The sequence below is a fragment of the Chitinophaga tropicalis genome (assembly GCF_009758205.1).
Taxonomy (GTDB): domain Bacteria; phylum Bacteroidota; class Bacteroidia; order Chitinophagales; family Chitinophagaceae; genus Chitinophaga; species Chitinophaga tropicalis.
The window spans coordinates 42,640-62,512 of record NZ_WRXN01000006.1 but is presented as its reverse complement, the minus strand read 5'-3'; the positions used below and the strand labels follow the sequence as shown (position 1 = coordinate 62,512).

At 47.9% G+C, this 19,873-nt stretch carries 11 protein-coding genes; 1 reads left to right on the top strand and 10 read right to left on the bottom strand.

Going from position 1 to position 19,873, the window contains the following annotated elements; all coding sequences use genetic code 11:
* Positions 1-5 precede the first annotated feature (5 nt).
* The 6 genes from GO493_RS14890 to GO493_RS14865 form a co-directional block, all read right to left on the bottom strand.
* Entirely contained in the window at positions 6-1,340 is a 1,335-nt protein-coding gene (locus tag GO493_RS14890) for a TolC family protein (protein WP_157307000.1), read from the bottom strand.
* Between the two features lie 140 nt (positions 1,341-1,480).
* A complete protein-coding gene (locus GO493_RS14885; protein WP_157306999.1) occupies positions 1,481-2,248 on the bottom strand; it encodes a LytR/AlgR family response regulator transcription factor in 768 nt (255 codons plus the stop codon).
* Entirely contained in the window at positions 2,223-3,278 is a 1,056-nt protein-coding gene (locus GO493_RS14880) for a sensor histidine kinase (protein ID WP_157306998.1), read from the bottom strand. Before GO493_RS14880 ends, GO493_RS14885 begins: the two co-directional genes overlap by 26 nt.
* Before the next feature lie 179 nt (positions 3,279-3,457).
* Entirely contained in the window at positions 3,458-5,848 is a 2,391-nt protein-coding gene (gene pbpC / locus GO493_RS14875; RefSeq protein WP_157306997.1) for a penicillin-binding protein 1C, read from the bottom strand.
* Between the two features lies 1 nt (position 5,849).
* Positions 5,850-11,426 carry an alpha-2-macroglobulin family protein gene (locus GO493_RS14870; protein WP_157306996.1) on the bottom strand — a complete coding sequence of 1,859 codons (5,577 nt, stop codon included), beginning with the start codon at positions 11,424-11,426 and terminating at the stop codon, positions 5,850-5,852.
* Between the two features lie 49 nt (positions 11,427-11,475).
* Positions 11,476-12,957, bottom strand: a complete 1,482-nt coding sequence (locus tag GO493_RS14865; RefSeq protein ID WP_157306995.1) for an ATP-binding cassette domain-containing protein — start codon at positions 12,955-12,957, stop codon at positions 11,476-11,478.
* 449 nt (positions 12,958-13,406) lie between these two features.
* Between GO493_RS14865 and GO493_RS14860 the strand changes: the two genes are divergently transcribed.
* Entirely contained in the window at positions 13,407-13,811 is a 405-nt protein-coding gene (locus tag GO493_RS14860) for a GNAT family N-acetyltransferase (RefSeq protein WP_232538854.1), read from the top strand.
* Positions 13,812-13,885: 74 nt separating this feature from the next.
* Here the strand turns inward: GO493_RS14860 and GO493_RS14855 are convergent, their stop codons facing one another.
* From GO493_RS14855 to fabF, 4 genes are all read right to left on the bottom strand, one after another.
* Positions 13,886-14,749 carry a DUF6048 family protein gene (locus GO493_RS14855; RefSeq protein WP_157306993.1) on the bottom strand — a complete coding sequence of 288 codons (864 nt, stop codon included), beginning with the start codon at positions 14,747-14,749 and terminating at the stop codon, positions 13,886-13,888.
* Positions 14,715-15,191: a DUF6452 family protein gene (locus GO493_RS14850; RefSeq protein WP_157306992.1), complete on the bottom strand. Its 477-nt coding sequence runs from the start codon at positions 15,189-15,191 to the stop codon at positions 14,715-14,717. The genes GO493_RS14855 and GO493_RS14850 overlap by 35 nt, the downstream gene beginning before the upstream one ends.
* Positions 15,192-15,316: 125 nt before the next feature.
* Positions 15,317-18,190 (bottom strand): excinuclease ABC subunit UvrA, encoded by a 2,874-nt coding sequence (uvrA, locus tag GO493_RS14845; RefSeq protein ID WP_157306991.1) that lies wholly within the window; start codon positions 18,188-18,190, stop codon positions 15,317-15,319.
* 311 nt (positions 18,191-18,501) lie between these two features.
* Positions 18,502-19,764 (bottom strand): beta-ketoacyl-ACP synthase II, encoded by a 1,263-nt coding sequence (fabF, locus tag GO493_RS14840; protein ID WP_157306990.1) that lies wholly within the window; start codon positions 19,762-19,764, stop codon positions 18,502-18,504.
* Positions 19,765-19,873: the final 109 nt, after the last annotated feature.

The following is a 19,873-nucleotide window of genomic DNA, read 5'->3' as shown; positions in this document are numbered from 1 at the left end:
TGTTTTTATAAAGAGTTATAGTATTCTTTCAAAGTGCCGTTTGCTTTTTCAAGATCTATCCTGGCGGTATAGAAAGAATAAAGGGAATTGAGATAATTATTCTGCGCTTCTTTAAGTGAGTTCTGGGCATTGAGCCAGTCTGTCAGATCTGTCACTCCTTTCTGGTATTGCAGGTTGGTGCTTTCGAAAACTGATCTGGCCAGTTCAATATTGCGGTTATCGTTGGCGACATTGGCTTCTGCTTTCACCAGTTTTGTCTTCGCATTCTCATATTCAACCTTGTATTTATCTGCATCCAGCTTCATATTTTCCTGTGCATTCAAAAGATCTATCCGGGCTTGCTGGTATTGTGCGTTCTTCTTAAACCCGTTAAAGATGGGCACCTTCAGGGTCAGCCCTATTACTGAGAATGTATTCTGTGAGCTGAAGGATTGTCCGAGCTTATCGCCAAACCCATTGCTACCGTAGCGTGCGTAAAGTGAAAGGGTAGGTAATTTTCCTGCGCGGGTTTGTTTTGCATTAATATCCAGTAATGAAGCTTTTGCTTTGGACAACAGGAAATCTGAACGGTTATCGACCTGGAATGTGTCAGGGCGCTGTGTTTCAGGCACAGGCAGGGTGCTGGTTAAGGTAAGTGTATCTATCAGCAATGCCTCGCTGAGCGGATAACCCATTTCATTCTTCAACTGCAGGCTTACCTGTTCCAGGTTTCTTTCTGCCACATTGATATCAGACATGGTGTTGTTATAATTTACCCGGATCTTGTTAAGGTCTACCTCTGCAGTTACGCCTTTGCTGACGCCCAGTTCAGAGATGCGCAGCTGTTCCCGGTAGGTTTCTTCATTGGCATGCAGCAGCATGAGCTGCAGCTGGTAAATGTGTACCTGGTAATAAGCGTTGCTGATATTGTAGATGAGTGCTTCATCATTGTTCCTGATATTCAGGTCGGCCGTTTCTTTGTTGTACTTATTGGCTTTCAGGCCAATGATGGCTGACTGGTCAAAGATGGGCTGGTTCAGCTCTACCTGGGTGCTGGTGTTATATCTTTTGGTAAAAGCCACCTTCATATCTGTAGGGCTGAATAAACCGGCAGGAATGATGCTTACCTGGGGTTTGATGTTATCTGCCAGTCCGCCGGTACCTTCTATACTTGGCAGATAGGAAGCCAGTGCCTCTTTTGCCTTTTCATTAGCGGCTATTTTTTCATTCTGGTAGACCCTGGTGCTCCGGTGGTACTTCAATCCGTAGCTGAGACAGGATTTCAGATCCCATCTTTGTTGCGCATGCAGAAATCCCGGAGCAAGTAAAAGGAGTAAGAGACAATACTGTATATTCTTCATTTGACCATGTTTTCACCGGCAACAGAGCGGCCGGCGCTTTCATGGGTCAAAGATCAATATATAGGTCAGTGGAGAGGAGCCCAACCGGTACGAAACAGCCAAATTCCTCAATGAAACATCCCTGAGGGGATATTTTGATCTCAGCTTCCGGTCTGTGTCAGCCATTCCAGGAACTGGGATACCTTTTCCTTGCTGATGGTAACGGTTTCTTTGGTGGGAACTGTGAGGTTAACAGACAGCTTGCGGGAAAGGTAGCTGGAGGCGTCCTGCACGGCTTTCCGGTTTACCAGGAACTGCCTGTTGGTACGGAAGAACAAGGGGCCTGTTATCTTACTTAGCTCTTCCATATTTTTATTGACAGTATAGCTTTTGAGGTCGAATGTAGTGAGTTGTACCAGGCCTTTATTCAGGTAAAAGAATGCGATCTGGCTGATGGCTACCGGCAGGATCCTGTCCTTATAAAATACTAGGATAGATCCCGGATCAAGGCTTTTTTTCGAGACAAATATCTCTTCGAGAAATTCATATTTAGGGCGGTTATCAGCAAACTTCTCCCTGAAGCTCAGGTACTTCTTCACAGCTGTATTTACAGTAGCGGAAGTGAAGGGTTTTAATATATAATCGATACCATTCGCTTTAAAGGCATTCAGGGCATATTCATCGAAGGCGGTACAGAATATAACAGGTACTGTTATTTCAACTCTGGAAAATATTTCAAAGCTCAGTCCGTCGCCCAGCTGGATATCAGAAAAGATGAGATCAGCATTTGTGGTTTCACGGAAATAGCTGACGCTTTCCTTCACAGTGCCTAATATAGCTTCTATCTCTGCTTCAGGATATAACTGGGTGATGGTTTGCGCCAGGTCCCTTGCAGTCACTTTCTCATCCTCTATGATTACTATCTTCATTGTTCAATACTTTAATACTGACTGAAAATGTGTCGTTTTCCTGGCTGATTATAACTTCATCATCAGATAATATCCGGTAACGTTCTACTAAGTTCATAAGTCCCTTTCTGCTGGGAGTATCTGTCATTGTTCTTAACTGTATGTTATTCTCTGTAATGATGCGGTCATCTTTATAGTAGACCCTGATCACAAGCGGAGACAGCTCTGACACTTCATTATGCTTGATAGCATTCTCTATCAGGGACTGAATGGAGAACAAAGGTACGGAACCATGTAATAATACGTTTTCCGGAATGTCTATGGTGCAGACCAGCGCATTTTCAAACCGGATCTTCTGCATTTCGAGGTAGTCATTACACAGATTAATCTCGTCAGAGAGGCGGGCAACCCTGGCGTGGCTTTCTGCCAGTGAAGCGCGGAGGAAATTAACCAGGTGCGTAAGATATTCTTCACCTGCATTAAGATCCGATTTATAAAGGCTTTTCAACATGCTCAGGGCATTGAACAGGAAGTGAGGATGTATCTGTTGTTTGAGCAGCAGATTGGTTGATTCTACATTTGCAGCGCTTAGCCGGGCTATTTCAAGCTCATGGTTGGCCTTCTGATGTTGCAGTATAACGAAGTTATGCAGGATCAGCACAAGGCTGTTATTCATTAACCCCTGTACCAGAACGGCAAGTATCTGATCAGGCCAGAGTTTATCATGGAGTAGCGGATGAGTAAGGAATTGCGCTATGGGATCTGTTATAAAGAAAAAGACGAGTACAATAGCATAACCTACCCCATAGCGGATAAATTTCTTCTTCCTTTCCGTCATTGAAGGCCTGTTTTTATCGAGCCAGATCAATATAATTATATTGAGAACGCCCATTAAAAAGAACCGCATACCGACCATTAATGAATAAAGAACAGGTTGATGGCTGGCCTGTTTAAATACATACAGGAAGATCATTGCTATTGCTGCAACGATCAATGACAACAAACAGCTGTACCGAAACAGGTCTTTACAGAGCGCATTGATTTTCATCATATAAAGCTAATGAATTTGTTGTTTGGGCAGGGCATGGAGGGATGGTTAAGCGGACAATTTGGTTGTTAAGGCGGTTGTTCCGGGCTTTTTTCAGGCCGATGTGGGGTATGCAAAGAAATGCTTTTGCCTGAGGCAAAAGCGTTTCTTTGTGAAGAGGTTCTGATCTGTAAGAGATAATCTTAGTTATTCTCTTTCTCCAGTATCTCGAAAGAGACGTGTACCTGTTCTCCTTCTTCGTCTACTAATGTAATGGTATGTTTTCCCGGCTTTGGATGCAATGCTAACTGATGATATTCTTCTGTGCTTCCTACATAGTTATTATCCAGGTGCCAGTAGATCTTTTCTGTGATGTTGCGGTGAGTAGCTGTGAATACAGTCTCTCCGGGCGTACCATCAATTTCTATAGGCACATAGATCCTGGCATCAGGGCGAGGATAGATCAGCTCCATCGGCGGTTTTTCCTGTGCAAGCCCAGCCAGGCAGTCCTGTTTGTAGGGAGGTAAGGGTAAGTAGTTATGTTTTGTACGATAGTAGAACTCCATTGCAGGAGGCAATACAAACCAGGGCACATGTTTCATCTGTGAAGGAGATTCACAGTCGTCTGTTACACGCCATTGCCCGGTATGATCAAGATGTACCAGCTGGTGATAGGGACAAATACCTGAGCGCAGGCCTGCCAGTGGTACGGCAATAGAATCTTTTTCAGGACAGAGCTCACCGGCCCTGTAGCCGCTTTGCCTGCAGACTTCTATTTTCCGGAGCTTATTGTAAGGCGTGTTGAACCAGCTACCGGTCTGTAACAGGCGGAACACATCAAACATTACCGGGGCAGCCGTAGCTACGCCTATCAGGCCCGGACGGCCTTCTCCATCTGCATTTCCTACCCATACGCCTACTACATACTGAGGTGTAACACCGATAGCCCATCCATCGCGAAAGCCAAAGCTGGTACCTGTTTTCCATGCTATGCGCTGAGAAGAGGAGAATTGCTGCCACAGCAGCTCCTCACCCGGGCGCATCACTTCTTCCATAGCCTGGAAGGTGTACCAGATAGCCCCGGCATCCAGCGGACCGGAGGCAGCAGGGGTATGCCTGGAGATACGCTTTATATCTTTCCGGTAGTTAGGTGGATGAATATCATCAGCATCATATTTACCATTATACTGATCCAGGTGCAGCAATGTACGGGCCATGCTGGCGTACATACCACCCAATTCCCAGAGAGTGGACTCACCACCGCCAAGAATGAGAGAGAGGCCGTAATGATCTGCCGGTTGATTGAGTGTGGTGATGCCCAGTTTTTTAAGCAGGGCATGTAAGCGTTCATAACGATACTGCTGCAACATGCGTACTGCCGGTATATTCAGGGAACGCGCCAATGCCCTGCTGGCAGGGACAGCGCCATCATAACCCAGGTCAAAGTTCTGCGGCGTATAACCTGCTATCTGTGTGGGAATATCTGCCACCAGGCTATGCGGCAGCAACATACCGTCTGTCAGCATAGCGGCATATAACACAGGTTTCAATGTACTGCCGGGGCTGCGGGGCGCCTGGATAATATCTACATGGCTTTCCAGCTCTGCATTATCAGGATGGTAGATATTGCCAACATAGGCAAGTGTATTACCTGTCTCTACATCCAGCACCAGGGCTGCAATATTATTAATACCGTTTGCTTTATAGATGTTGTGATAGCGTTCTGCAATACGGGATACATTTCTTTGCAATTGTGCGTCCAGTGTGGTTTGCAGGCGCGTGCTCCGATCTTTCCCTGGCTGATAGTCCCGGCGGTACCGGTCCAGCAGGTGAGGCGCATCCTGCGGGAGGGCCTGTGGCTGGTCTGGCAGTGGTTCCAGCTTTGCCAGCTGGCAGGTGGTGCTATCTATTGTTTTGTTATGCCAGAGTTTTTCCAGCAGCTGATTACGTTTATTTAATAAGATCTGCCTGTTACGGCCGGGGTGCACCAATGCGGGGCTGTTGGGTAATACTGCCAGGGCAGCCGTTTCACCCCAGGAAAGCTGGCTTGCACTACGGCCATAATAACGCCATGCAGCAGCTTCCAGCCCTACTACGTTGCCGCCAAAAGGAGCATTGCCAGCGTAGAGGGAGAGAATACTTTTCTTTGAATAGGTAAATTCCATCCGGGTAGCTAACACTGCTTCTATCAGCTTCTGAAAGATGGTACGGGGTTTATTGCGGGACAGGCGTATGACCTGCATAGTGAGGGTGCTACCTCCGCTGATCACTTTATGATTACGCAGATTCTGTTTTATGGCGCGGCTTAAAGCCAGGATATCTACTCCCCAGTGATAATAGAAACGTTTGTCTTCATAAGACACTATACATTCAGCGAATTTCTCCGGCACGTCTTTATCTGCCGGGAAGCGCCATTGTCCATCTGCAGCAATGGCGGCACTGAGCAGTTCTCCGTTGCTGTCTTCTATCACAAATGAGGTAGGTGTTTTAAAAAGGCGTGAAGGAAGAGAGAACGAGTAGAGTAATAGTAAAAAAGTGGCGGCACTCAGCCACCACTTTTTCTTATAGATCCAGTTTTTTATTTTCTGACGCATATTATTTCACAACTTCTACCCACTTACCTGGCAGGAAGGCCTGTATGGTGTTATCATACATGGCTTCACAGGAAACGGCCGGCAGATAATAACGACCCAGGTAGGCCGCATTCAGCAGCACGTTGTAAGTGCGGGTCTTGGTTTCTTCGATATTGAAATAAGTATATACCCTGTCATCACGTATATCTTTATACGTAGCTGCGGAGGAGCGGAATGTGCTGTCGTTCTCCATCAGGCGGGTATTGATGATCTCCCATCCGCTGGGGAAGATCTGTGTCAGCGCCATCTGCTCGTAATAACCACGTTTACCGGGGTTGTGGATGGTCACTGTAGCCATGAAATCAGCGCCCTGGCGCATGGAGGCAGGATCCACCGGTTTGCCGTCGCGGGTGCTGTATTTTACCTGGATATCCAGCACATCAGGATTGTTAGGTACGTTAGGCTCCTGTCCGGCGTCAGGACGGCCCTGCAGGATAAGGCGAACATAAAGCATATTCTGGCCTTTGTTCTGTACGCTAACTGTACCGTCTCCATTAACGGCAACAGGCACCTGTGTTACGTAAGACTCTGAATTTACGGTGCTGGTGCGGCCATTTACAGTAGCGGCAAAGCTCATCTTGCTGCCATTGGTATTGCTGCCACAGAACTTAGCGATAGCAATGAGTGAGTAAGCAGTGGTTTGAGTACTGTACCAGCTGTCCTGCGCCATGCTGGCCGCCAGCTGTCTTACCAGTTCATTGGCACGGCTGCGCTGGCCAAGGATGGTGAGTGTTTCCAGGATCATCGCTTTATCACGTACATCTGTACCGAAGGTACCTCCCAGTTGTCTGTATGGTTTTACATCTGAGCTGAGGCCTTTTATCAGGCTGTTTGCCAGCTCTGGTTGTCCTATCAGTTTATATGCCGCTGCCAGTCTCCATTTGGCTGCTTCACTAAGGCCTTTGAATTCCTTCAGGCGGTTCATAGCTCCCAGTTCAGGCACCTTGGCCACAGCCAGCAGGTAAAGGCGGTAAGCCTGTGTAAGGTCTGTGTTATAATAACTATAAGGAGCAGGCGCAGACCAGGCAGCTGCTCTGTTACGCTGGAACTTCTTCCATTGGTCAAGCATACCTGCCGGCAGTTCATAACCTTTGGCCTGTGCTTCCAGCATAAAGTGACCGGCATAGTTAGTACCCCATTCATCGGCATCTGCGTTACCGGGCCAGTAGCTAAGACCACCATCTGAGGTCTGGAAGCCTTTAAGACGTCTGAGACCGGATTTGATATTGGCTTCTATTTTGGTTAGCTCTTCCGGCTTGAGGTCCATCACCTGGTTCAGCACCAGCTGCGGGAATACGCTGGAAGTAGTTTGTTCTATACATCCGTGAGGGTACTGGATCAGGTAGCCGAGGCGTTTTGCCAGGTTCATAGCTGGTATAGTGGATACTTCCAGTACACCGGTATTGGTGCCTGCCATTCCTGCGGGCTTATAGCCAGCGCTCCAGTTCTGTCCACCCTGTAATGTAGTTTCCTGTACGGTAGTAAGCATAGGGTTAGGGTTGCGTATTTCCAGTTCTGTTTCTTCATCAGCCCTGGCAGCACCGCTGGTGGCGGTCACTTTTACTTTTGCAACACCTGTCTGTGGTTTTACGCGTACATCAAAGTATACTATCTGCTCTCCGGGCTGTGAGAAGGTAACTGTCTTTGTACGCTCTCCCACCACTTCCAGCAGAGCGCTGGTAGCCAGGGTCACGTTTGCAGAACGGATATTCTTTTCCAGTCCGAATACGGTTACCGGCAATTGTATTGTTTCAGAAGGCCCTAATACACGTGGCAGTGTTGTGAGCAGCATGAGAGGTTTCTTCACGGCCACTACTTTTTCGGCAGTGCCGTAAGCACCGTCCTGTCCTGCTACTACCATCGCTTTTACAGAACCGATATAAGGAGGCAGTTTGAAGTTATGTGTTTGTTTCTGACCGGATTTCAGGGTGAATGGTCCCATGAAATGTACCACAGGTTTGAAACGGTTGGCTTTTGCTGTACCGGCATTCCTGTTCAGGCCTTCATCACCACCAATACTTAAGATGCGTTCCATATCACCACCCCATGCGCCTATTACATAATCAAACAGGTCCCATGTTTTTACGCCGAGCGCTTCACGGGCATAGAATGCACTGTGCGGGTCAGGTGTTTTGAAACGAGTGAGGTCCAGCAGGCCTTCATCGACAATAGCGATGGTGTAGGTCATTGCTTTTCCTTTGGATTCGGAAACGGTGATGCTGGCGTTCTGTTCCGGTTCCAGTTTATCAGGCATAGCTATCTGCGGCTGCAGGATGGTGTTTGCATCTTCTATGGAGATGGGGATGACACCGTACATGCGGATGGGCAGGTCGTTCTTTGTCTGTGCATGCGGCTGGAGCAGGCTAACGTTTACGTATATATTCGGCGCCATTTCCTTTTCCGCCTTGAAAGAATAAGTGGTCTGTCCTTTCTGGGTATTGATCCAGAAAGTTTTGAGCACCTTGCTGCCGGACTCTATGCTTACCAGTCCGCGGCCGCCTTCGCTGCTGGGAATGGTGAGGGTGATATCTTCACCTACATTGTATTTGGCTTTATCTGAAGTGAATACCAGCATGGCGGCTTCGGCAGGGTTTTCTTTCTGTACCCTTTCTGCCCATCCCGGCCAGTCTATGTATACTGCCTGACCGGTGGTATGGCCGCTCTGCAGGTCTTTCACCCTTACCAGGAAGCGTCCCCAATCAGGATAAGCTATCTGCAGGTTCCAGGTGCCTTTACCGTTATGCAGGGTGACGGTTTCTTTGTGTAACAGCTGGTTGTAACTGTCCTGTGTGAAGTTGCTGAACTCATCTTCACTGCCCTGGTCCCACCACCAGCGCCAGCGTACTTTATACAGTTCTACCTGTACATCCTGGTTACCACGCAGCAGGTTACCGTTCTGATCTACGTTCACGATGCTGACAGCATGGGCTTTGTCTGTCAGCAGCATACCTGTCATACGATCGCCTTCCGGCATACGTATACCCGCATACGAAGCAAACGGATTGTAAGGCATGGAGAAATGATCTATGCTGAAGTCGCCTCCGGGTTCAAAGACCTTGATCTCGAAATTGGCTTTCAGCTGACCAGGCGCCAGGTTACCCAGCGGCAGGTTTACTTTTACGGGAGCTGAGCCGCTTTCGCCCAGGCTGCTTTCAAAGATTGTTTTGTTCTCAGCTTCAAAATGAGTGATAGGATCGTCAAAGTGATATCCTGTAAAGTTTTTGAAGCTGGTGGTCTGCTGGCTCAGCGACACATCCACTTTTGCTTTCAGGTTCTGAGCAGTGGCACCAAACAGCCATTGGGCGCTGAGGTTACCTTCAGTTCCTTCTTTGGAAAGAGTGGTATTAGTGCCGAAGTCCATCTTTATTTTGAGCCTGTTAGGCTTGATGGTCTCAATGCGCAGATTTTTGGAGAATGTAGCGCCGCCTACCTTCACTTTAGCAGTCCAGCTGCCTGTCAGATCGTCCGGGGAAGTCGCAGTTGTGAAGCTGTAGAATCCGTTAACGGACTGCAGGGCATTCAGCTGTTTGTATAATTGTCCTTTAGGATTATAGAGCTCCAGTGTAACCGGGTGATTGGGCGGCAGTTTCTGGTCTTTATCTTCCAGGATGAATGTGAGGAAGAGGGTATCTCCCGGGCGCCATACGCCACGTTCGCCATAGAGGAAGCCTTTGATACCGCTCTGCACTTCTTCGCCCTGCACATCAAAACGGCCCAGTGGCAGGGAGTTGCCATCGTCCAGTTTCAGGTAACCTCTTTCATTATCTTTTTTGGCAATGAGGAGATAAGGTTTGCGTTTCAGGTCAAATTTAGCAAGACCGTCTCCATCACTCTTGATCTTGAAGATCACCTGGTTCTGGTAGTCCAGCAGTTCCAGCTCAACACCTACCAGGGGTTTGGTGTCGCGGATGTCTGTAACGGCTACCAGCATACTGTTGTCATTTCCTCTCTTAACGGTAAGGCCTATATTGGAAGAGAAGACGTTACGGGATGCCCATTTGTCTTTATTGTAGTAAGAGTTGGAGCAGGGATCGTCCCTGTGTTCCCATGAATAACCGTAGGGGTAGTAGCTGTCGTAACGACGCCAGAATTCATCGTCTTCATCGAGCTTATCACCATAGTATCCACCATAATACTCTTCATCTTCTCCTTCGCTGCTGCCAGCTTTATCATCTCCGCCGGCAGCACAGCCGTACAGGGAGTATGATTTACGGAAGCCGATAGTAACGCGGTAGATAGCGCCGGGTTCTGTACGCAACAGTTTTTCCATATCGAGGAAGAAGCGGTTGCGTTTATGCAGGTTCAGGGATTTATCGTCATCGAGGCGGATGGTTTTCTCAACTACAGGGCGGCTTACGCGGCGCAGCTCCTGGCTGCCATCCAGATCGTTCTGCTGAAGATATTGCGGGATATTGTTCTCATAGATCTTGATGATGGTCACATCCACAGCGTTCAGGTTCACGGCTTCGAAAGGCAGTACCAGTTTGTTACTTTCAGGCAGGATCACACCTTTACCCGGGATAGTAACAGAAGGCATTACATTTTCGAAGTTGATATTGGCGGAGAAAGATTTACTGAGCTTGTCGTCATTGATGTTTAAGATACCTTCATTCACTACAACAGTGTAATTACCTTCCAGTCTTTTAGGAGCAAAGACCTTTACCTCGCTGCCTTCTATGGAGTAACGGAGATCGCTTACACCACTAATCCCGATCAGGCCGTCCAGGTTCTGGGCAACGCTGATAGGATCGGAGAACTGTACCAGTACATATTGTTCTTCTTCACTTTCTGCACGTACTTCCAGTACTTTGAAGTCAGTAATGGCAGGAACTTCTATGGTCTTTTTACCATCCATGTCCACTTTCAGGGGCTTACCGTCCCAGCTGAGCTCCAGCTTACGGGCGCTGTTGCCGCGTACCAGGTTCTCTATAGAAAATTTAGAAGTTTTTTCTGCTGCGCTGTGCTGCCAGGTGATGGGCATCTTTTTTCCATCGAAAGTGGCGCTGAGCACTTTTTCTATCTGCTGCGGATCTTCAATATCGGCAGTGGCGATCTGGCCGGTGAAGGTCATTTTGCTGATAGAGCTTGTGCTGGCAGATTTGAGACCATATTCCTCAATAGCATAGGAAGGTTTGATGACCTGGAATTCAAAGTCGAACTCCTTCACTTCCTTCTCTACTTTCAGGATCCTGCCCAGTTTAAAAGTGGCGGTATATTTTTTGCCGGGGTCGAGGTTAGCGTCGGGCCGGAATTCGACTGTAGTGGCGTCTATCCAGTAGGCCTTTCCTTCAATGCCGGGGCTGAAGTCGAAGAGTTCTTCGTCTACGGGCTCATTCTGTGTATGTGTGATATTGTTGCTGCTGGTCAGCTGTACCCGGATAGTGCTTTGCCGGGAAATAACGCCAGCGGTATAGGCCTCTACGTATTTGGCCAGAGCGGGACTAATAGCTCTCTTGGTATGCTTACAGGCAGTCAGGCATGATAGGACAATACCTATCATGAGGGTGGCGGCAACCGCCAGTCTTTTTTTGGGACCCATGAGGATAAATGCTGTTTAAAGTCTAAAGGTAATCAAATATGGTATATTGCTAATATATAGGTTTACCCTTTTCGAGTTTCAGTACTTTGTTCACGGCGGCAGGAATTTCATCCTGGTAATGTGTTACAAAGATGAGGGTAAGGTCCATAATACCGCATAATGTATCAATTACATGTTTAAAATGTTCTTTCTGTTGGGTGTCAAGGCCCTGGCAGGGTTCATCAAATATCAGCAGGGGTGGTTCTTTTACCAGTGCCCTGGCCAGGAGGGTGAGGCGTTGTACGCTTTCCGGCACTCCTTTGAAAGGTTGGTCCAGGTAGGAGGCGATGTCCAGAATATCCATCCAGGCAGCGGCATGTTCCTGCTGTTCCGGGGTTCCCTGTCGCCCGCCACCTATAACATCATAAAATCCGGATACCACGACCTGTTTGCAACTGGTGCCTGCCTGGAAATACTGGTGTAGTTCGGGCGAAACAAAACCTATCTTCCGTTTAATGTCCCATATACTTTCTCCGCTGCCCCTTTTACGGTCAAATAAATACAGTTCCTGCGCGTAAGCCTGGGGGTTGTCGCCCGTGATCAGGCTCAGCAGTGTGGATTTGCCTGCGCCATTGTGACCCAGCAGCGCCCATTTTTCGTTGGGCTTCACTATCCAGTTAACATCATCCAGTATCAAATGTTCACCGTATTGTACTTTTATGTGCTCCATACGGATGATAGTGTCAAACTTCGTTGCCGGCGGTTTGACAATAGCACGGATCTTTTCTTCATCCAGCCGGATAGCGGGCGATCCTTCGGGTAAAGGTAACTGTAAAAACTCTTCCCGTGTATATTTACCTGTTATATTCCCGTCTTCAAGGGTCAGCACATTTGTAATATTTTCCGGTACTTCTGCAGGTGAGGTTACCAGCAGCACGGTAGTACCATTGGCAATAATACTGTTCACCATCTCACGGAAATGCTTCCTCGTTTCTATATCAAGGCCGGTGAAGGGATTGTCCAGCATGAGCAGTAAAGGCTCCTGTAATAATGATCTGGCGATCATTACCCTCCTGGTTTCTCCGTTAGAGAGTTTGATCAGTTCCCTGTCCAGCAATGGGGCGATCTTCAGTGGTGCTAATATTGCGGGGAGAGCAGGTTCTGCTTCTCCGTAGAGATACTCACGTACAGTGGGAGCGTCTTCCGAGTCCATGCTGTTGAAACGTTGCTGGTAGTAGAAATCTGTTGTTGTATTGGAACGGTTTCTGAATGTATGGTGATGGCCTACAAGGGCCAGTAAGTTGCGGTGGGTAAAGTAGGGGTCGGTAATGGTGTGGGTGTTACGGTAGGTGTCGAAGAAATGATATTTTATAGAGCCGTTGATGATATTGAACTTGCCGGCGATGGTGTTGAGAAGGGCGGTTTTGCCGGAGCCGCTTGGGCCGGTAATGGCCCATTGTTCGCCTTGTTTTATTTCAAGGGAGAGGTTGGTGAAGAGAGTTCTGTCTATGTAGCGTACTGTGATGTGTTCTAAAGTAAGGAATGGGCTCATGATCTTTTTGCTGTTTCTCGGTGCTAAATTATTACTAATTGTGGGATTGTTTATCCCTGTTTGTGGGGATGTTGTGGTTTGTTTTTGGCTTTGGGGGTTTGTTTTTTTGGGAGGAGTCGCTTTTCCGGAAGTAGTTAAAATGGGCTGAATCTATTTGGCTGGAATTCTATTTAACTTTATCAAATGTTTGGGCGGTGGTGGTGGATGGGGCGGTGTCAAATATTTGTCAAATAGATAAGGCCCATTTTTAACTACTTCCGGAGACGCTGACCTTCCGGGAGGGTTGAGACAGGTTGTTGATTGGTGATTGTTGATTGGTGGTTGGTGGTTGGTTATTTGGGTTGGGTTGGGTGTTTTGTTGTTTGTTTTAATTCAATTTTACTTTTATGATACAATGGTTGGTGAAAACCTTTGAGGAATTAACAATTCATGAGCTTTATGCATTTCTTATGCTTAGATCTGAAGTGTTTGTGGTGGAACAGAATTGTGTGTTCCAGGATATAGATAACACAGATCAGCTGGCAGTGCATGTGATGGGGTTTGAGAAGGAGAATGGAGAACTGGTAGCCTATTCAAGGGTGTTTGGGCCGGGAATTAAATTCAGTATGTCTGGTATTGGGCGGGTAGTGGTGCCGGAAAAGGCAAGGAAAGGAGGTACAGGAAGGGTGTTAATGGAACATTCTATTAAGGCGATAGAAGACCGGTTTGGAAAAATTCCTGTGAAGATAAGTGCACAGGCACACCTGGAGAAGTTTTATGGTTCTTTTGGATTTGTTGCCTGTAGTGAAGCGTATGATGATGATGGGATCATGCATATTGATATGATCAGAGAGGTGAGTGAGAGTGAGAAGTGATGGTGGTGGAAGGATAAAAAAAGCTTTCATCTGAAATGAAAGCCTTTTTATAGTGTTTGAATAATCTGAATAAGTTAATCCTTCTTCTTTCTGGGCTCGCGGGATTCGCTGACCTTTAGTTTATAGAGCGGGAAATAATAAGAAACGGTGTATGTCATATCAAACTGGGAACGCTTATTACCACTGCCAAAGCCGGGAATGACAATTGGCGGGAAAGCATCGTCTGCACTGCTGCTAAGCATGATCTTTTCACGGATGCCCCATCCCAGGAAGAAATTTTTCAATGCCTCTACCCGGATCCCCATACAGAGCTCTATCCAGTGAGCCGTCATACTGGTTTTAGGATAGGAGCCGGTAATGTCTGAGCCCCAGTAATCGCTGATTATCCTGTAATTGGGCACTTCATAACTATTCCGTGCAAAACCGTAACGGATGCCTGCAAATACCATGTTCTTCTCGTCCTTATCTCTTTTCTTCAGGAAATCATAATCTACGCCGATGGTGGCATACATACCATTTCCCTTATAAGTATAGCTGGTATCGCTGTGGGAGGTCCGGTTATACCCCATTTCTATAGCGCCGTAGAGCTTTTTGTTGATGCGGGCATCTGCCTGGAAAGTGACATCTGTTCTGTAAGGCTGGAAATAGAGCAGTGCAAAACGGCTGATGTCTACGCCTACACGGAGGCCGCCGGGTACATAGTAAACACTGTCAGGCAGGCGTGTTACCGGAGGAGTGGGCCGGGCCTGTTTACGTGCAGCAATGCTGTCCTGTTTGCGGGGAGGCGTTGCCTGCCGGCGAAGGGTGCTGTCCTGCGCGGGTTTGGTCAGACGAATGGTATCGCCCGCCGGGCTGGCCGGTTTTACCTGTGCCTGTAAAGAAAAGGCGGACAGGAGCGCCAGACTAACGGATATAGTATAAAGAAACGTGCGTATCATTCGTACTGTTTACTTCCTTGTTATTAATACGGAGGTAGTCGATGGTGTTAAATGTGCAGATAACGGTATCCAGCGTATAAAAGGTGGCAAAACCGCAACCGGCAGAGACAAAATTGGGTTTCCTGGCGTAGCGGAAAATGAGGGTATCTGCCACAGCGGCAGAATCCAGCCGGAGGTAGAACATGCTGCTGTCTGCCAGCGGGTTCAGTGCCACGAATACACTGGAGCGCGGCTGGCGGTTTACAATAGTGTCTTTACCTATTGCATACATGGTGACCTTGGGCCAGATAGTGTCCTTAATAATAAAACCATCCAGTGTATCCCTCTTAAAATTAATGCCCAGATCTGAGATCAGCGTCTGATCGCAGGTCTTCGTCTCATCTTCACAGGCTGCAAAAACTGACATGAGCAGTATTGCAATAAGTCCAGGAATGTATTTCATGCGTGCAAATTACGAGTTCCTGCATTTTAACTGTGCAGGGGGTAAAAAAACTGCTCAAAAAAATCGCTTTTGCCTTCGGCAAAAGCGATTTTTTTGAGAGGGGAGTTTAACCGGCCGAAGGCCGGTTAGTTAAGCTCTGATTTGAGGAAGCGGGCAGTATGGCTGTCTTTACAATCTGCCACCTCTTCAGGGGTACCAGTACAAAGAATGGTACCACCACCAGCGCCACCTTCAGGGCCAAGGTCAATAATATGATCAGCCATTTTGATGACGTCCAGATTATGTTCTATGACCAGGACCGTGTTACCACGGTCTACCAGTTTATTCAATACGTTCAGCAGCAGCTGTATATCCTGGAAGTGCAGACCGGTAGTGGGCTCGTCCAGGATGTAAATGGTTTTGCCGGTATCTTTCTTGGAAAGCTCAGTAGCCAGCTTTACACGCTGCGCTTCACCACCGGAGAGGGTTACGGCTGATTGTCCGAGGGTAATATACCCCAGTCCCACATCCTGTAACGTCTTGACCTTCCGGTAGATATAGCTGACAGGCTGGAAGAATTCCACGGCTTCATCTACCGTCATATCCAATACATCGGAGATGGATTTGCCTTTATAGCGGATCTCCAGGGTTTCCCTGTTATAACGGCGACCATTGCACTTTTCACAATGTACGTATACGTCTGGCAGGAAGTTCATTTCTATGACGCGCATGCCGCCGCCTTCACAAACATCACAACGGCCGCTTTTCACGTTGAAGGAGAAACGCCCGGCGTTATATCCCCTGATCTTGGCTTCCGGTACCTGGGAAAAGAGCTGGCGGATATCTGTGAAGAATCCGCAGTAGGTGGCAGGGTTACTGCGGGGAGTACGGCCAATGGGAGACTGGTCGATCTCTATCACCTTATCTATGTTTTCCAGCCCCTTGATACTTTTATAAGGCATCGGTTCCAGGCTGGAATCGTAGGCATGCTTACTGAGGATAGGATACAGCGTTTCGTTGATCAGCGTGGATTTACCACTGCCGGAAACACCGGTAACACAGATGAACGTCCCAAGGGGGAATTTGACATTTACGTTCTTCAGGTTATTGCCTGTAGCGCCTTTCAGCTCCAGGACCTTGCCATTGCCCTTGCGGCGTTCTGCCGGAACGGGTGTTACCCGTTTGCCATTCAGATAACCAGCAGTAGGCGTATCGAGTTTCAGAATTTCTTTGGGAGTGCCCTGGGCAATGATCTGACCACCATGTACACCGGCGCCGGGCCCGATGTCTACCAGGTGATCTGCATGCAGCATGATATCCTTATCGTGCTCTACTACTATCACCGTATTGCCCATTTCTTTCAGGTTACGGAGGGCGTCTATGAGCTGCATATTGTCCCGCTGATGCAGGCCTATGCTGGGCTCGTCCAGGATATAGGTGATGCCCATCAGCTGGGAGCCTATCTGGGTGGCCAGGCGGATACGCTGACTTTCGCCACCACTGAGCGTGCGGGTAGCACGGTAGAGGGTGAGGTAGTTCAAGCCTACGTTGAGCAGGAACCCGAGCCTCTCGCGGATCTCTTTCAGGATATCTTTGGCAATAGCGTTCTGCTTTTTATCCAGGCGCTTTTCTATGTCTTTGAACCATACCAGCAGCTTATCCAGGTCCATGCTGCTCAGTTCAGCGATATTCCTTTCGTCCACTTTAAAAAAGAGGCTTTCCTTTTTAAGGCGGGTGCCGGAGCATTCAGGACAGGTATGCAGTTTCATGAAGCTTTCCGCCCAGTTGCGTACGGCATCTGAAGAGGTATCGTTAAAGTAACGGCGTACGGTGTTGATCACGCCTTCGTATTCTGTAGAATAGGAGGCTTCTCCGTTGTCGCCAAATTCCAGGTCCATGTCCAGTTTGCCGTTCTCGTCGCCGAAGAGCAGCAGGTTCAGTATATTTTCAGGCAGTGCGGAAATGGGAGCTGTCAGGGAGAACTTATATTTCCGGGCCAGCTGCTGTACCTGTTTGAAGGTAAAGGTATCGCGGGCTTCACCCAGCGGGGCAAGGCCGCCATCATTGAGGGAGACGGAGTAGTCAGGGATGACTGCATCCATATCTATCTGGTAGATGGTGCCCAGTCCTTTACAACGGGGACAGGCGCCGTAGGGCGAGTTGAAGGAAAAAGTATTGGGAGAAGGTTCTTCGTATGAGATGCCGGTATCCACGCACATGAGCTGTTTACTGTACTGGCTCACTTTTCCGCTGTCGTTATCCAGGATAAAGAGCAGGCCTTTACCCATCTGCAGGGCTTTCTGAACGCTCTGGCTGATGCGGGCGCGGGCGTCGTCCTGTACCTGTATGCGGTCTACCACCAGTTCTATTTCGTGGATCTTGTAACGGTCTACCTGCATACGGTCTTTCAGGTCCATTATCTCTCCATCTACCCGTACTTTCAGGTATCCCTGTTTGCGGAGCTGTTCAAACAGCTCACGGTAATGGCCTTTACGGCCGCGTACCAGGGGAGCCAGAATGGCGAGCTTCTTTTTAGGGTAGTTTTTGAACAGGTGTTCCATGATCTCTTCTTCCGAGAAGCGGGTCATGCGTTTGCCTGTATTATATGAATAGGCAACGCCTACACGTGCGTAAAGCAGGCGGAGGAAGTCGTAGATCTCTGTAATGGTACCTACAGTAGATCTTGGGTTCTTATTGGTTGTTTTCTGTTCAATAGAGATAACGGGAGAGAGACCGGTGATCTTATCTACATCGGGTCTTTCCATATCGCCAATGAACTGCCGGGCGTAAGCGGAGAAACTTTCCATGTAGCGGCGCTGGCCTTCTGCATAGATGGTGTCGAATGCCAGGGAGGATTTTCCGCTGCCGCTGATGCCGGTAATAACGACCAGTTTATTTTTCGGTAACTGCAGGTCCAGATTTTTCAGGTTATGTGCCCGGGCGCCAAATACTGCTATATGGTCGTCCGCGAGGGTCGGCGCAGGTTCCGGTAAAGTTACATTCTCTTTCTTCTTTGCCATATCAGATTATAAAAAGTCAGGGCGATGCCATGAACTTATTTAGACTACTAAACTACGGCATAATTATGATTTTACTAAAAATTTTAGTGAAAGGTAATTGATCAGTATGGTTTTTTGAGTGATGTGTGGGATAATAAGTGGTGCAGAAGTGCACCCGCAATACATGCTTTAAACATGCTTGAAACATGCTTGAAACATACTTGAAAGGTGGAGTTGAGTAGAGGGATGAGAGCCTCCGGCAGCAGGCAGGAATAAAAAAAACGGACCGTAAAAGTCAATTTACGGTCCGCATAAGTATGTGAGAAGGCTGGTTACGCCTGATATTTCTTGAAAACTACGATAGCATTGTGACCACCGAAACCAAAAGTATTGCTCATAGCAACATTGATGGTACGTTCCTGCGCTTTACCCAGGGTAAGGTTCAGGTTGGCAGGAATGCCTTCGCCCAGGGTGCCTGTATTAATAGTAGGAGGCACCAGGTTATGGCGGGTAGCCTGGATACAGGCGATAGCCTCGATAGCGCCGGCAGCACCCAGCAGGTGACCGGTCATAGATTTGGTAGCGCTGATGTTCAGTTTGGTAACGTAATCACCAAACACGCCCATGATACCTTTCAGTTCGCTGGCATCGCCCAGGGGGGTAGATGTAGCGTGAGCGTTGATATAGTCAACATCTTCAGGTTTCAGCTCAGCGTCTTCCAGTGCTCTCTGCATACCCAGGCGAGCACCGAGACCTTCAGGATGGGTAGCTGTGAGGTGATATGCGTCTGCCGTCATAGCGCCACCTACCATTTCAGCGTAGATGGTAGCGCCTCTTTTTACAGCGTGCTCATATTCTTCCAGGATGATAGCGCCTGCGCCCTCTCCCATTACGAAACCATCACGGTCAGCATCAAAAGGACGGGAAGCAGTAGCGGGATCATCGTTGCGGGTAGAAAGCGCTTTCAGTGCGTTGAAGCCTGCAATACCTGCGCGGGTTACAGGAGCTTCGGAACCACCTGCTACGATAGCATTGGCCTTACCCAGGCGGATAAAGTTGAATGCGTCTACCAGGGCGCTGCTGGAGGAAGCACAGGCGGATACCGTACAGTAGTTCACACCCATGAAGCCATATTTCATAGAAATCTGGCCTGCAGCGATATCGGAGATCAGTTTAGGAATAAAGAAGGGATTGAATTTGGGAACAAAGTTGCTCTGAGTAAACTCAACTATCTGGTCCTCAAATGTTTGCATACCACCGTTACCGGAAGCCCAGATCACACCGATCTGTGTTTTATCCACACCGTCAAGGTGAAGTCCTGCATTCTCAACGGCTTCCTGGGCTGCTACCATGGCATATTGTGTAAACATGTCCATTTTGCGGGCCTCTTTCTTCTCCATGAACTTCTCTATGTCAAAACCTTTCAGTTCACAGGCGAACTTGGTTTTAAATTCAGTAGTATCGAAACGGGTAATAGGACCCGCACCACCAGTACCAGTTTTAAGACTATTCCAGAAAGTGTTTACATCGTTTCCGATAGGCGTTAAAGCCCCCAACCCGGTAACTACAACCCTTTTTAACGTAACAGTGCGCATATTGCTTTGACTTTAAAATCGAAAGTTAGAGCGCAAATTTAGTCACTTATTCTTATGATTACGCATATTCATAAGATTTATGTGTCATATAAGCCAAAAGGGAGTGTTA